Source organism: Enterobacter sp. ECC-175, from assembly GCF_043968675.1.
GTDB lineage: Bacteria > Pseudomonadota > Gammaproteobacteria > Enterobacterales > Enterobacteriaceae > Enterobacter.
The window spans coordinates 213,347-226,818 of sequence record NZ_CP143776.1 but is presented as its reverse complement, the minus strand read 5'-3'; the positions used below and the strand labels follow the sequence as shown (position 1 = coordinate 226,818).

The window sequence follows — 13,472 nt, the reverse complement described above, 5'->3', positions numbered from 1 at the left end:
GCCTATCGCACAATAAAGCCAGTGCACACAGCAAAGACCCTTCAAGATGAGTAAACCATTACAAAAGCCCACGATCCTGAATGTCGAAACGGTTGCGAAATCTCGCCTGTTTAATGTCGAGAGCGTGGATCTCGAGTTCAGCAACGGCGTGCGTCGCGTTTATGAACGTATGCGACCTTCCGCGCGCGAGGCGGTGATGATCGTTCCCATTGTCGACGATCATCTGATCCTGATCCGCGAATATGCCGTAGGCACAGAATCGTACGAGCTTGGCTTCTCAAAAGGCCTCATTGACCCGGGCGAAACCGTGTTTGAAGCGGCAAACCGCGAGCTGAAAGAAGAGGTGGGTTTTGGTGCGAATGAACTGTCGTTCCTGAAAAAGCTGAGCATGGCGCCTTCCTACTTTTCCAGCAAAATGAATATCGTGGTGGCCGAAGATCTCTACCCAGAAAAGCTGGAAGGGGATGAGCCGGAACCGCTGCCGCAGGTTCGCTGGCCGCTGGCGCACCTGATGGATCTGCTTGAAGACCCGGACTTTACTGAAGCCCGCAACGTGAGCGCGTTGTTCCTGGTGCGGGAGTGGCTGAAGGCGCAGGGCCGGCTGTAGCGCATAAAAAAAGCCGGGTGGCGGCTTCGCCTGACCCGGCCTACGTTCATGCCCGGTTTTACCGGGCATTTTTATGCTTAAAACAGCTCGTGCGTCTCGCCGTTATCAATCAACGTTGTTCCCACCTCATGCACCGCCTGCGTGGTTGGCTGCGTACCTTCGATGAAATACTCCGCGCGGCTGTTGCCGCCATTGGCCAACTGGCCGGTGCTGCGATCGATATTGACCGTCACAATGCCCGGCGGTGGGGTGAGCGGCTGCTCGGGCACGCCCTCAAGCACGGCCTTCATGTACGCATCCCACGCTGGCTGTGCGCTCTTCGCGCCGCCTTCGTAGCCGGAAATCTGATCTTTAATCGCGCCAGATGCCGTTGTGCGGCCCAAGTCACGACGGTGATCGTCAAACCCGATCCATACGGACGTCACGACGCCCGGGCCATAGCCTGAGAACCACGCATCCTTCGAGCTGTTGGTGGTCCCGGTTTTGCCGCCGATGTCGTGGCGCTGCAGGTCACGGCCCGCTCGCCAGCCGGTTCCCTGCCAGCCCGGTTCGCCGAAGATATTGGTGTTCAGCGCGCTTTTAATCAGGAACGACAGCGGCGTGTTGATGACGTGCGGGGCATACTCCTGCGCGCCCGCCTGCGCCACCAGTGCCTGATTGGCCTGCTCCAGCTGCGGCTTCGGCACGGCCAGGTTCTGCTGTTCCTGAGAAATGGCAACGTCTTCCATGTCCTTGTTCTCAAGCACGTTTGATTTCGGCGTATCGCCGTAAATCACCGGCAGGTCGCACTCTGGGCAGGCAATTTTCGGTTTTGCCTCAAAGAGTACGCCGCCCTGGTCATTTTCGATTTTGGTGATGAAATACGGATCGACCAGGAAGCCGCCGTTGGCCATGACCGAATAGCCGCGCGCGACCTGAAGCGGCGTAAAGGAGGCCGAGCCCAGCGCCAGCGATTCGGTGTGCACAATGTTCTGCGCCGGGAAGCCGAAGCGCTGCAGATACTCTGCCGCATAGTCGACGCCCATCGCGCGCATGGCGCGAACCATCACCACGTTTTTCGACTGTCCCAGACCCTGACGAAGACGAATCGGGCCCGCATATTGCGCCGGAGAGTTCTTCGGCTGCCAGTCGGAGCCTGCACCGGCATCCCAGCGGGAAATCGGCACGTCGTTCAGAATGCTGGCAAGCGTCAGCCCTTTATCCATCGCGGCGGTGTAGAGGAACGGCTTAATGTTCGAGCCGACCTGACGCAGGGCCTGCGTGGCGCGGTTGAACTTGCTCTGGTTGAAATCAAAGCCGCCCACCAGCGCCATGATGGCGCCGTTCTGCGGATTAATGGAGACCAGCGCGGAGTTCACGTCCGGCACCTGCGCCAGCCACCAGGCATCGCCTACCTGACGCACCCAGATTTGCTGCCCGGCCTGCACCGCGTCGGTTACTTTGCGCGGCGTTGGGCCCTGCAGCGTGTCGGAACGGTACGGACGCGCCCAGCGGATGCCGTCCATGCGCAGCGACACCGACGTGCCGTCGGCCATCATGGCGACCGCTTCCTGTGGATTCGCCTCGGTAACCACGGCCGGCAGCAGCGGGCCATACGTCGGCAGCGACTTCAGCGAATCGGTGATTTTTTTGCTATCCCATGCGCCTTCGCCCACTTTCCACAACACGTTCGACGGGCCGCGGTAGCCGTGGCGCATGTCGTAGTCCATCACGTTATTGCGCAGCGCCTGCTGTGCCGCCTGCTGCACTTTACGGGTGACGGTAGTGTAGACGCGATACCCGTCTTCATAGGCATTCTCACCGTAGCGGCTCATCATCTCCTGACGAACCATTTCGGTGAGGTAAGGCGCGGAGAAGGCGATCTCCGGCGCGTGGTAATTGGCGTCAATCACCTCGCTGCGCGCCCGATCGTACTCGCTTTGGCTGATGTAGCCCTCGCTCAGCATGCGGGACAGCACCACGTTACGGCGCGCGGTTGCGCGGTCCAGCGAGTAGAGCGGGTTAAACGTTGAAGGCGCTTTTGGCAGGCCAGCAATGGTGGCCATTTCGCTTAAGGTCAGCTGGTCAATCGGCTTGCCGAAGTAGACCTGCGCCGCAGCACCCACGCCATAGGCGCGATAGCCAAGATAGATCTTGTTGAGATAGAGCTCGAGGATCTCATCTTTGTTCAGCAGCTGCTCAATGCGGATCGCGAGAAACACCTCTTTGATCTTACGCATCAGCGTTTTTTCAGGGCTGAGGAAGAAGTTACGCGCCAGCTGCTGCGTAATCGTACTCGCCCCCTGGGACGCGTGGCCGGAGAACAGCGCCACGCTGGCGGCGCGGAAAATACCCACCGGGTCGACGCCGTGGTGCTCGTAAAAACGGCTGTCCTCGGTCGCGATAAAGGCTTTCACCATCACAGGGGGGATTTGGTTTAAGGTCAATGGGATACGGCGTTTCTCACCGTATTGCGCCATCAGCTCGCCATCGGCGCTGTAGACCTGCATAGGGATCTGGAGCCGCACATCACGCAGTGTGGCGACATCGGGCAGCTGCGGCTCAATATATTTGTACAAACCATAAATCGAGCCTGCTCCCAGCAGAATGCAACAGACTGCAAGGGTCAATAAATACTTTACGAACTTCACCGGAGATTTCCCATTTGGTTCCACTTGGGCAGTTTCTAAACAATCGCGCGGTAGTATAAAGGCAAGCCTGATTCATTGATATAGCCGTCAAACCGACGGGCGATAAGGAGATCGTGAAGCATGGCTTTTAAAACGTGGCAAACGGGCGTTCATATTCAACAAGATAAGGTGCTGATTGTTGCGCTAACGCGCGAGAAACGGGCCTGGCGTCTGCGGCGCTGGTGGGCTGTTCCGCTGGCTGAGGGCATTATCCGCGACGGGAAAATCATCGAGCCGCAGCGGCTGACTGATGCCCTGCGCGGCTGGCGGCAGGCATTGCCGCACTACCACCGGGTATACCTCTCATTTCCCGCCTCGAGGACGCTGCAAAAAATCCTGCCGCGTCCTGCGCTCGCTCTGCGCGACAGCGAACAGGCGTCGTGGATCGGCTCGGCCCTGTCACGCGAGCTGGAAATGCCCGCTGATGCCCTCTGCTTTGACTATACGCAAGACACCTTCAGCAATAGCTATCACGTAACGGCCGCACAAAATAAAGAGGTCGACGCGCTTCTGGCGCTGGCCGAGGCGCTGCGCCTGCGGCTGGTGGCGATCGTGCCGGATGCCGGTGCGCTGAAGAACCTTCTTTCAGCCGTTGCGCCTGCGCAGTGCGTTGCATGGCGGGATGAGCTCCAGTGGCTATGGGCGATGCGCCACCAGTGGGGAAGACGGCCGGTGACGGAGGCTGCCCATATTGCCGATCTGGCGGCGCTCCTCGCGCTTTCTGTTCACGAGATAGCCCTGTTTGACGACGCCCGCGATCCGTGGGAAACCGTTGCGCGCTGCCAGCCCCCGCTGCCCGACGGCGGCGCAGATTTTACCGTAGCCATCGCGCTGGCGATGAGCGAGGCGCAGCCATGAGAACGGCGAATCTCTTTCCGTGGCGTCCGCGCAGGCAGGCGCGCTGCCTGCGCGTCTGGGGCGGGATAGTGGCCGCCACGCTGCTGGCCATCGTGGCCATCATCGGCGCGCTGCGCGCAGACAGGGCCCTAACGCTGCGGGCGCAAAACAGCGTAGTCGCGGGCGTGAGCGAGGTGAATCGAACGCTGGCGGCCCGCCGGGCGCAGTGGGGCTCCACGCAAACGCAGGCCGTGGAGCCGACGCTTCCTCCGGTGCCGTGGACAGCGGCGCTGGCGTCCGTTGCCGGGGCGCTTCCTCCGCAGGCATGGCTGAGCGAGCTTCGCTATCAGCCGCCCTCGCTGGTGCTAACGGGATATGCCACCGCGCTTCCGGCGCTCTCCGCCCTGCGGGGCGAACTCGGGAAGATCGTGGGGTTCACTCCCGGCAAAACGGGTGAATTACAGCAGGATGCCGAAGGGCGCTGGATGTTCACTTTTCAGGTGAAAAGCCGGGGGTAGCGCATGGACAGCATTTTTGAACGCTGGTGGGAATGCCGCCGCGAGGTGCGTGCGCTCTGTTGGGGGCTGGCTTGCCTCGTCGTAATCACGACGGCATGGGGGATATTCCTCAAGCCGCTAAACGGGCAGCTTGCCGAGCGTCAGGGGCTGCTTAAACAGGCACTCTCTACTCATGCCGCGCTGTGGCCCGCTGCCATGAAGGTCGCGCAAGGCACAACGCCCGACGCTCGCGTCGTACAGCCATTTTCACCGCTGGCTTTTCAGGCGAACGGTGCCACGCTGGTGCGCTGGAAGCCGCTGCCCGCGGGCGGGGAGCTTACGCTTGAGGCCGACTGGTCACGCATCCCGGATATTTTCGACCGGCTGGCGCAGCAGAGCGCTGGGGTGAACGCCTTTGTCATCGCGCCGCACGGCGGACGGTTACGCATCACTCTGCAGCTGGAGCTTCGTCATGGATCGTAACGGACGGCTGCTGCTGTTGAGCGCCCTGTTTTTGCTGACCGGCATGCGCGATCCCTTCCGTCCGCCGGACGATACCTGTGCGGTAGGGCAGCTGGCGCAGTGGCGCTATCAGGGAATCGTTAGCGGCCTGGGTATTGTGCAGAGCGGGAATAAGCGGTGGCATCGCGTGAAGCCGGGCGACCGGCTGCCGCCGGGCTGGCGGGTTATCTCTCTGGATGAAAAGGCGCTGGTCGTTGAGGTCGGCGAAGGGTGCGATCCCAAACGGTGGGTCTGGCAACGAGAAGGAATAAAAAAAGATGAAGGTAAGGATAGCGTTCGTACTGATCATACTGTGCAAACCGCTGTGGGCCGCGACGCCAAAGCCGGTCACCCTCGCGGTGGATGATGTGCCCGTTGTGCAGGTGCTTCAGGCGCTGGTTGCCCAGGAGAACCGCAATCTGGTGGTCTCACCCGACGTTGGCGGCTCCCTGTCGCTGAATCTTACGCGCGTGCCCTGGCGGCAGGCACTGCAGACGGTGGTCAACAGCGCTGGGCTAGTAATGCGCGAAGAAGGCGGCATTTTTTATGTCAACACCGCGGCGTGGCAGCGCGGGCAGCAGGCACAAAAGGAGCAGGACAAGGCGCGAAGGCAGCTTGAGGCTCCGCTGGTGTCGCACAGCATTCCCTTTTCCTATGCGGACGCCGGAGAGCTTCAGAAAGCCGCGGAAAAACTCCTGAGCCCTAAAGGGAGCTTATCCGTCGACAAACGCACCAACCGCCTGCTGGTACGGGATACCCGGGCGACGCTTGACGCGCTACAGCGCTGGGCCGAGCAGATGGACCTGCCCGTCGAGCAGGTAGAGCTGGCGGCGCACATCGTGACCATCAACGAAAAAAGCCTGCGCGAGCTGGGCGTTAAGTGGAATCTGGCGGAGGCGACGGACACGGGCAAGATCGGGCAGGTGACCGCGCTCGGCGCAGATCTGTCGGTCGCGAATGCCACAACCCACGTCGGGTTCAACATCGGCCGCATCAACGGCAGGCTGCTGGATCTGGAGCTATCGGCGCTGGAGCAAAAGCAAAAGGTGGATATCATCGCCAGCCCGCGCCTGCTGGCGTCGCATATGCAGCCGGCCAGCATTAAGCAGGGCAGCGAGATCCCTTATCAGGTTTCCAGCGGAGAAAGCGGTGCAACCTCGGTGGAATTTAAAGAGGCCGTGCTGGGGATGGAAGTCACGCCGGTTGTTCTGCCGGGAGGCCGCGTGCGCCTTAAGCTGCACATCAGCGAAAACATGCCGGGGCAGGTACTGCAGCAGGCGGACGGCGAAACGCTGGCGATTGATAAGCAAGAGATTGAAACGCAGGTGGAAGTCAAAAGCGGAGAGACGCTGGCGCTGGGCGGTATTTTTTCGCAAAAAAATAAAACGGGCCGCGACAGCGTGCCGGGGCTGGGCGCTATTCCCTGGCTCGGTCAGCTGTTTCGCCACGACGGTAAAGACAACGAACGCCGGGAGCTGGTGGTATTCATTACGCCGCGTCTGGTAGGGATTCATTAATGGATAACGATCCCCGCAAGGATTTTGCAGCCAGTTTGTTGCAGATGTTTGACGTGGGGCATGAATTAGCATACAAGGAGTACCGATTCGAGTTGGACTTACGTCTTGATACGCTATGCGTTTGGCGCGGTGATTTAATCAGTTGCCAAACAAGCCGGAGTATTGAGATAATTTTTAGTCTGACTCTCGCTCTATTGCATATGAGGTTTCAGTTCATGTCCTGCTACGCGAGGTGTCTGCGAAGCGGGGATTACCATTAACGAATAGTCTTAGTAGTACCGAAAAAATGGCAGAGAAACGCAATATCTTTCTGGTTGGGCCTATGGGTGCCGGCAAAAGCACTATTGGGCGTCAGTTAGCTCAACAACTCAATATGGAATTTTACGATTCTGATCAAGAGATTGAGAAACGAACCGGAGCTGATGTGGGCTGGGTCTTCGATGTAGAAGGCGAAGAAGGTTTCCGTGACCGAGAAGAAAAAGTGATCAACGAACTCACGGAAAAACAGGGCATTGTGCTCGCGACTGGCGGCGGCTCTGTGAAATCTCGCGAAACCCGAAACCGTCTCTCCGCCCGTGGCGTTGTGGTCTATCTTGAGACGACCATCGAAAAACAGCTGGCACGCACGCAGCGCGATAAAAAGCGCCCGCTGCTGCAGGTGGAAACGCCGCCACGTGAAGTTCTGGAAGCCCTGGCTGGTGAACGCAATCCTCTGTACGAAGAGATTGCAGATGTGACCATTCGTACTGACGACCAGAGCGCTAAAGTGGTTGCAAACCAGATTATTCATATGCTGGAAAGCAACTGATTCTGGCTTTATATACACTCGCCTGCGGGTAAAAGCATTATTAAGGTGGATGTCGCGTCATGGAGAGGATTACAGTTACTCTCGGGGAACGTAGTTACCCTATCACCATCGCGGCTGGTTTGTTTAACGACCCAGCTTCCTTCTTACCACTGAAAGCGGGTGAACGGGCGATGTTGGTAACCAACGAAACCCTGGCTCCGCTTTATCTCGACCGCGTTCGCCACCTGCTCGAACAGGCGGGCGTGGTCGTCGACAGTGTGATTCTGCCTGATGGCGAGCAGTATAAAAGCCTGGCGGTACTTGATACCGTCTTTACCGCATTACTGCAAAAACCGCATGGTCGCGATACAACACTGCTTGCCCTGGGCGGCGGTGTTGTGGGCGATCTGACAGGTTTTGCCGCCGCCAGCTACCAGCGTGGCGTGCGCTTTATTCAAATTCCTACCACGCTGCTTTCGCAGGTCGACTCCTCTGTTGGCGGTAAAACGGCGGTGAACCATCCCCTCGGCAAAAACATGATCGGCGCGTTCTACCAGCCGGCATCGGTTGTTGTGGATCTCGACTGCCTGAAAACCCTGCCAAAACGCGAGCTGGCCTCCGGGCTTGCTGAAGTGATCAAGTACGGCATCATTCTTGACGGTGAGTTCTTTAACTGGCTGGAAGAGAACATGGATGCGCTGCTGCGCCTTGACGGTTCGGCAATGGCGTACTGCATCCGCCGCTGCTGTGAGCTGAAAGCGGAAGTTGTCGCGGCTGACGAGCGTGAAACGGGCTTACGTGCTTTACTCAATCTGGGGCACACGTTTGGTCACGCTATTGAAGCTGAAATGGGCTATGGCAACTGGCTTCACGGAGAAGCCGTCGCGGCGGGCATGGTGATGGCGGCGCGCGCGTCTGAACGCCTCGGTCAGTTTAAGCCGGAAGAGACGGCGCGCATTATTGCATTGCTTGAGCGCGCAGGGCTGCCGGTGGCTGGGCCGCAGGAGATGTCAGCGCAGGCGTATTTACCCCACATGATGCGCGATAAAAAAGTATTGGCAGGTGAGATGCGTCTTGTGCTCCCGCTTGCAATAGGGAAAAGTGAAGTGCGCGGTGGAGTACCGCACGATGTTGTTCTTGGCGCTATTGCTGATTGCCAGCAGGCGTAACTACTAGAAAGGTCAGGCCACTTTTACGGGTGGTCGTTTAGCTTCAGGTGAAATGCAAAGTCGTTGGCATAAGCCTTTGAGTGGGGTGTTAAATGGATGAATTCAAACCAGAAGACGAGCTGAAACCCGATCCCAGCGATCGTCGTACTGGTCGTTCTCGTCAATCTTCAGAACGTGATAACGAGCCGCAGATCAATTTTGACGATGTCGATCTGGATGCAGACGATCGTCGCCCTTCGCGCAGCCGCAGCGCGCGCGATGAGCGAGCAGAAGAGGGTTATGAGTCCGAAGAAGAGTCAATGGACGAAGAGCCTGTAGAGCGTCGCCCGCGTAAACGTAAAAAAGCCGCAGCCCAAAAGCCAGCCTCCCGACAGTACGTCATGATGGGGCTGGGCGTTCTGGTTTTACTTCTGCTGATTATCGGCATTGGTTCAGCCCTGAAATCGCCTTCCTCAACCTCAGGTCCGCAAACCGCGTCCACTGAGAAAAATATCGACCTGTCCGGTTCTGATGCAACCGACCAGGCTAACGGCGCGCAGCCAGCACCGGGAACCTCGCCTGTCGAGCAGACTGCCGGAAATACGCCAGCGCCGCAGGACGTCTCGCTGCCACCGGTTTCCTCTACCCCGACTCAGGGCCAGGCACCGGCTACGCCTGAAGGCCAGCAGCGCGTTGAGGTTCAGGGCGATCTGAATAACGCGCTGACCCAGCCGCAAAATCAGGAGCAGATGAACAACGTCGCCGTGAGTTCTACGCTGCCGACTGAGCCTGCGACCGTTGCCCCGGTTCGCGGCGGTAACGCTCAGCCGCAAACTGCCGCAGCGGAAACCAAACCGCGTCAAACGCAAACTGCGCCGCGTCAGGAACGCAAGCAGGTGGTGATTGAGCCGAAGCGTGAAACCAAGCCGCAGACCGTGGCGAAAGCGCCTGAAGCGAAAGCCTCCGCGCAGCCGAAACGCACCGAAACGGCTGCTGCCCGTGAGCCGGTAAAAGCGCCAGCGGCAACGCCTGCGCCAAAAGCCACGGCAACCACCACCGCGCCAGCGGCCACGGCTGCTCCTGCCGCCGCGGCAACCAGCTCTGCTGCGGGTAAAACGACGGGTAACGTCGGTTCCCTGAAGTCTGCACCAGCCGGCAACTACACGCTGCAGCTGAGCAGTTCGTCTAACTATGACAACCTCAACGGTTGGGCGAAGAAATCGAATCTCAAAAACTACGTGGTCTATCAAACGACCCGCAACGGACAGCCATGGTATGTGCTGGTGAGCGGTGTTTATGCGTCTAAAGACGAAGCTAAACGTGCCGTTGCGGCGCTGCCAGCCGATGTTCAGGCGAAAAACCCGTGGGCGAAGCCGATTCATCAGGTCCAGGCCGATCTGAAGTAATGTTTAAAGCGCAGGATGCTGTCGGAGCTTTCTCCACAGCCGGAGAAGGTGTAATCAGTTAGTCAGCATGAAAAAAAATCGCGCTTTTCTGAAATGGGCAGGGGGCAAATACCCCCTGCTCGATGATATTAAAAAACACCTGCCGAAAGGCGAGTGCCTCATTGAGCCCTTTGTTGGGGCGGGATCGGTGTTTCTGAACACCGATTTTTCTCGTTATATCCTGGCGGATATCAATAGCGATCTCATTAGCCTCTATAACATTGTTAAGCTGCGTACCGACGAATACGTTGAAGAGGCGCGCAAGCTGTTTACGCCTGAAAATAACAACCCGGACGTCTATTACCAGTTCCGCGCTGAGTTTAATCAGTGCCAGGATCCGTTCCGTCGAGCGCTGCTATTCCTTTACCTCAACCGTCACGGCTACAACGGGCTGTGCCGCTACAATTTACGCGGTGAGTTTAACGTGCCGTTTGGTCGCTATAAGCGCCCTTACTTCCCGCAGGGCGAGCTGTACCATTTTGCTGAAAAAGCGCAAAACGCCGAGTTTCACTGCCTCTCCTATGCCGAGTGCATGGAAAAGGCGGATGCAAAATCCGTGGTGTATTGCGATCCGCCTTACGCCCCGCTGTCGGCTACGGCGAATTTCACGGCGTACCACACCAATAGCTTTAGCCCCACCGAGCAGGCGCATCTGGCGCAAATGGCGGAAAAGCTGGTCAGCAAAAGAATTCCGGTGTTAATTTCGAATCACGATACGCCTGATACGCGCGAATGGTACAAAGCCGCGCAGCATTTTCAGGTAAAAGTGCGGCGCAGCATAAGCAGCAACGGCGGCACGCGTAAAAAGGTGGACGAACTTCTGGCTCTTTATCGCCCCTGAGCCGTTTTGCCCGCCGGTAAATACATTTCAAGGAGATGCGGATGAAACAGTTTTTGATTGCTCCCTCAATTCTATCGGCCGATTTTGCCCGCCTGGGGGAAGACACCGCTAAGGCTCTCGCGGCTGGCGCGGATGTCGTCCATTTCGACGTTATGGATAACCACTACGTTCCCAACCTGACCATCGGCCCGATGGTGCTCAAGGCGCTACGCAGCTACGGCATTACCGCGCCGATTGATGTGCATCTGATGGTGAAGCCGGTCGATCGCATCGTGCCGGATTTTGCCGCCGCGGGGGCCAGCATCATCACCTTCCACCCGGAAGCATCCGAGCACGTGGACCGCACCCTTCAGCTGATTAAAGAAAACGGCTGTAAGGCAGGCCTTGTCTTTAACCCGGCTACGCCGTTGACCTACCTGGACCACGTCATGGACAAGCTGGACGTGATCCTGCTGATGTCCGTTAACCCTGGGTTTGGCGGCCAGTCGTTCATTCCGCATACGCTGGACAAGCTGCGCGAAGTGCGTCGCCGTATTGATGAATCTGGCTATGACATCCGTCTGGAAGTGGACGGCGGGGTGAAGGTCAACAACATTGGTGAAATTGCTGCCGCGGGCGCGGATATGTTCGTTGCCGGTTCAGCCATCTTCGATCAGCCAGATTACAAAAAAGTGATTGATGAAATGCGCCAGGAGCTGGCGAAGGTAAGTCATGGATAAATTGCAAAAAACACGGGGTATCGCTTTTGACCTCGACGGCACGCTGGTGGATAGCGCGCCGGGCTTAACGAGCGCCGTAGACCAGGCGCTGTACGCGCTTGAGCTGCCCGTTGCGGGTGAAGAGCGCGTTGTGACGTGGATTGGCAACGGCGCGGATGTGCTGATGGAGCGCGCGCTGACCTGGGCTCGCCAGGAGCGCGCGTCGCAGCGTTCCGCGCAGGGTAAGCCGAGCGTTGACCACGCGGATATCCCCCAGGATGAGCAGCTGCGCATTCTGCGTAAATTGTTCGACCGGTTCTACGAAGAGACGGTCGAAGAGGGCAGTTTCCTGTTCCCGGAAGTAGCAGAAACGCTGAGCGCGCTGCATGCCAAAGGCATTCCGCTGGGCCTGGTGACCAATAAGCCGACGCCGTTTGTTGCGCCGCTGCTGAACGCGCTGGATATCGCGAAATATTTCACCGTGATTGTTGGCGGTGATGACGTGCAGAATAAAAAGCCGCATCCGGAACCGCTTCTGCTGGTGGCAGGAAAATTATCCTTAGCGCCTGAAGAGCTGCTCTTTGTAGGGGATTCCCGCAATGATATTCTGGCTGCGAAAGCGGCAGGCTGTCCTTCCGTTGGCTTAACCTATGGCTACAACTACGGTGAGGCCATTACGCTGAGTGAGCCGGACGTAGTGTTCGATCGCTTCAACGATTTATTGCCCGCGCTCGGGCTCTCGCAAAGTGAACATCAGGAATTGAAAAATGACTAAGCCCATCGTTTTTAGTGGCGCACAGCCGTCAGGTGAATTGACCATTGGTAACTACATGGGTGCGTTGCGTCAGTGGGTAAACATGCAGGACGATTATCACTGCATCTACTGCATCGTTGACCAGCACGCCATTACGGTTCGCCAGGACCCGCAGCAGCTGCGTAAAGCGACGCTGGATACGCTGGCGCTCTACCTGGCATGCGGTATCGATCCTGAAAAGAGCACGATCTTCGTGCAGTCTCACGTGCCGGAGCACGCGCAGCTGGGCTGGGCGCTGAACTGCTACACCTATTTCGGCGAGCTAAGCCGCATGACGCAGTTTAAGGACAAATCGGCCCGCTATGCCGAGAACATCAACGCCGGTCTGTTCGACTATCCGGTGCTGATGGCTGCCGATATTCTGCTGTATCAAACCAATCAGGTCCCCGTTGGTGAAGACCAGAAGCAGCACCTGGAGCTGAGCCGCGACATCGCCCAGCGCTTTAACGCCATTTACGGCGACGTGTTCAAGGTGCCTGAGCCGTTCATTCCGAAATCCGGCGCGCGCGTAATGTCGCTGCTGGAGCCGACCAAGAAGATGTCCAAGTCAGACGATAACCGCAACAACGTTATCGGCCTGCTGGAAGATCCGAAGTCCGTGGTGAAGAAGATCAAACGTGCGGTGACAGACTCCGAAGAGCCGCCTGTCGTTCGCTATGATGTGAAAGAGAAAGCGGGCGTGTCCAACCTGCTGGATATCCTTTCCGGCGTGACCGGCCAGAGCATTCCAGAGCTGGAGAAGCACTTCGAAGGCAAGATGTATGGCCACCTGAAGGGCGAAGTGGCGGAAGCCGTTTCCGGTATGCTGGTCGAACTGCAGGAGCGCTACAACCGCTTCCGCAACGACGAAGCTTTCCTGCAGAAGGTGATGAAAGACGGCGCGGAAAAAGCCAGCGCACGCGCGTCCGAAACCCTGAAAGCGGTGTACGAAGCGATTGGGTTTGTGGCGAAACCGTAGGTGAAAGCAAAACGGTAACGGCATTACCGTTTTTAGGGTTTGTTTCCTCTCCCCGTGGGAGAGGGCCAGGGTCAGGGCATCAGGCCGCGTAACCCTTGCATATACCCAAACAAAAAAACCGGGAAATCCCGGTTTTTTTTACGCCTGAAAGAC

General features: G+C 58.0%; 14 protein-coding genes. 13 read left to right on the top strand and 1 reads right to left on the bottom strand.

Annotation, left to right across the window (positions count from 1 at the left end):
* Window positions 1–46: 46 nt before the first annotated feature.
* The gene (gene nudE / locus V1599_RS01215; protein ID WP_112011776.1) at window positions 47–607 is read left to right on the top strand and encodes an ADP compounds hydrolase NudE; all 561 of its coding nucleotides are present in this window, start codon (window positions 47–49) and stop codon (window positions 605–607) included.
* Between the two features lie 77 nt (window positions 608–684).
* Here the strand turns inward: nudE and mrcA are convergent, their stop codons facing one another.
* On the bottom strand, window positions 685–3,237 hold the full coding sequence (mrcA, locus tag V1599_RS01210) for a peptidoglycan glycosyltransferase/peptidoglycan DD-transpeptidase MrcA (RefSeq protein ID WP_395300901.1): 2,553 nt from the start codon (window positions 3,235–3,237) through the stop codon (window positions 685–687).
* Window positions 3,238–3,357: 120 nt separating this feature from the next.
* On the opposite strand from mrcA, the gene pilM reads away from it, so the two are divergent.
* The 12 genes from pilM to trpS all read left to right on the top strand — a co-directional run bounded on the left by pilM (window position 3,358) and on the right by trpS (window position 13,319).
* Complete coding sequence (pilM, locus tag V1599_RS01205; RefSeq protein WP_395300900.1) at window positions 3,358–4,134, top strand: pilus assembly protein PilM; 777 nt, start codon at window positions 3,358–3,360, stop codon at window positions 4,132–4,134.
* Window positions 4,131–4,631 carry a PilN domain-containing protein gene (locus V1599_RS01200; RefSeq protein WP_395300899.1) on the top strand — a complete coding sequence of 167 codons (501 nt, stop codon included), beginning with the start codon at window positions 4,131–4,133 and terminating at the stop codon, window positions 4,629–4,631. The genes pilM and V1599_RS01200 overlap by 4 nt, the downstream gene beginning before the upstream one ends.
* A 3-nt stretch (window positions 4,632–4,634) precedes the next feature.
* Window positions 4,635–5,093: a HofO gene (locus V1599_RS01195; RefSeq protein ID WP_395300898.1), complete on the top strand. Its 459-nt coding sequence runs from the start codon at window positions 4,635–4,637 to the stop codon at window positions 5,091–5,093.
* The gene (locus V1599_RS01190; RefSeq protein WP_297117089.1) at window positions 5,083–5,478 is read left to right on the top strand and encodes a HofP DNA utilization family protein; all 396 of its coding nucleotides are present in this window, start codon (window positions 5,083–5,085) and stop codon (window positions 5,476–5,478) included. The genes V1599_RS01195 and V1599_RS01190 overlap by 11 nt, the downstream gene beginning before the upstream one ends.
* On the top strand, window positions 5,390–6,628 hold the full coding sequence (gene hofQ / locus V1599_RS01185) for a DNA uptake porin HofQ (RefSeq protein ID WP_395300897.1): 1,239 nt from the start codon (window positions 5,390–5,392) through the stop codon (window positions 6,626–6,628). The genes V1599_RS01190 and hofQ overlap by 89 nt, the downstream gene beginning before the upstream one ends.
* Window positions 6,629–6,914: 286 nt before the next feature.
* Window positions 6,915–7,436: a shikimate kinase AroK gene (gene aroK / locus V1599_RS01180; RefSeq protein WP_010436374.1), complete on the top strand. Its 522-nt coding sequence runs from the start codon at window positions 6,915–6,917 to the stop codon at window positions 7,434–7,436.
* A 59-nt stretch (window positions 7,437–7,495) separates the two neighbouring features.
* Window positions 7,496–8,584 carry a 3-dehydroquinate synthase gene (aroB, locus tag V1599_RS01175; protein ID WP_395300896.1) on the top strand — a complete coding sequence of 363 codons (1,089 nt, stop codon included), beginning with the start codon at window positions 7,496–7,498 and terminating at the stop codon, window positions 8,582–8,584.
* A 92-nt stretch (window positions 8,585–8,676) separates the two neighbouring features.
* Entirely contained in the window at window positions 8,677–9,969 is a 1,293-nt protein-coding gene (gene damX / locus V1599_RS01170; protein ID WP_112011767.1) for a cell division protein DamX, read from the top strand.
* 67 nt (window positions 9,970–10,036) lie between these two features.
* On the top strand, window positions 10,037–10,849 hold the full coding sequence (gene dam / locus V1599_RS01165; protein WP_112011766.1) for an adenine-specific DNA-methyltransferase: 813 nt from the start codon (window positions 10,037–10,039) through the stop codon (window positions 10,847–10,849).
* 41 nt (window positions 10,850–10,890) lie between these two features.
* Window positions 10,891–11,568, top strand: coding sequence for a ribulose-phosphate 3-epimerase (rpe, locus tag V1599_RS01160; protein WP_112011765.1), 678 nt, complete (start codon window positions 10,891–10,893; stop codon window positions 11,566–11,568).
* Entirely contained in the window at window positions 11,561–12,322 is a 762-nt protein-coding gene (gph, locus tag V1599_RS01155) for a phosphoglycolate phosphatase (protein WP_112011764.1), read from the top strand. The genes rpe and gph overlap by 8 nt, the downstream gene beginning before the upstream one ends.
* A complete protein-coding gene (gene trpS, locus V1599_RS01150; protein WP_297117075.1) occupies window positions 12,315–13,319 on the top strand; it encodes a tryptophan--tRNA ligase in 1,005 nt (334 codons plus the stop codon). Before gph ends, trpS begins: the two co-directional genes overlap by 8 nt.
* Window positions 13,320–13,472 lie beyond the last annotated feature (153 nt).

Excerpts from the sequence above, each read along its gene's own strand:
- nudE (WP_112011776.1), top strand. The coding sequence starts at position 47 with ATGAGTAAACCATTACAAAAGCCCACGATCCTGAATGTCGAAACGGTT.
- pilM (WP_395300900.1), top strand. The coding sequence starts at position 3,358 with ATGGCTTTTAAAACGTGGCAAACGGGCGTTCATATTCAACAAGATAAG.
- V1599_RS01200 (WP_395300899.1), top strand. The coding sequence starts at position 4,131 with ATGAGAACGGCGAATCTCTTTCCGTGGCGTCCGCGCAGGCAGGCGCGC.
- V1599_RS01195 (WP_395300898.1), top strand. The coding sequence starts at position 4,635 with ATGGACAGCATTTTTGAACGCTGGTGGGAATGCCGCCGCGAGGTGCGT.
- V1599_RS01190 (WP_297117089.1), top strand. The coding sequence starts at position 5,083 with ATGGATCGTAACGGACGGCTGCTGCTGTTGAGCGCCCTGTTTTTGCTG.
- hofQ (WP_395300897.1), top strand. The coding sequence starts at position 5,390 with ATGAAGGTAAGGATAGCGTTCGTACTGATCATACTGTGCAAACCGCTG.
- aroK (WP_010436374.1), top strand. The coding sequence starts at position 6,915 with ATGGCAGAGAAACGCAATATCTTTCTGGTTGGGCCTATGGGTGCCGGC.
- aroB (WP_395300896.1), top strand. The coding sequence starts at position 7,496 with ATGGAGAGGATTACAGTTACTCTCGGGGAACGTAGTTACCCTATCACC.
- damX (WP_112011767.1), top strand. The coding sequence starts at position 8,677 with ATGGATGAATTCAAACCAGAAGACGAGCTGAAACCCGATCCCAGCGAT.
- dam (WP_112011766.1), top strand. The coding sequence starts at position 10,037 with ATGAAAAAAAATCGCGCTTTTCTGAAATGGGCAGGGGGCAAATACCCC.
- rpe (WP_112011765.1), top strand. The coding sequence starts at position 10,891 with ATGAAACAGTTTTTGATTGCTCCCTCAATTCTATCGGCCGATTTTGCC.
- gph (WP_112011764.1), top strand. The coding sequence starts at position 11,561 with ATGGATAAATTGCAAAAAACACGGGGTATCGCTTTTGACCTCGACGGC.
- trpS (WP_297117075.1), top strand. The coding sequence starts at position 12,315 with ATGACTAAGCCCATCGTTTTTAGTGGCGCACAGCCGTCAGGTGAATTG.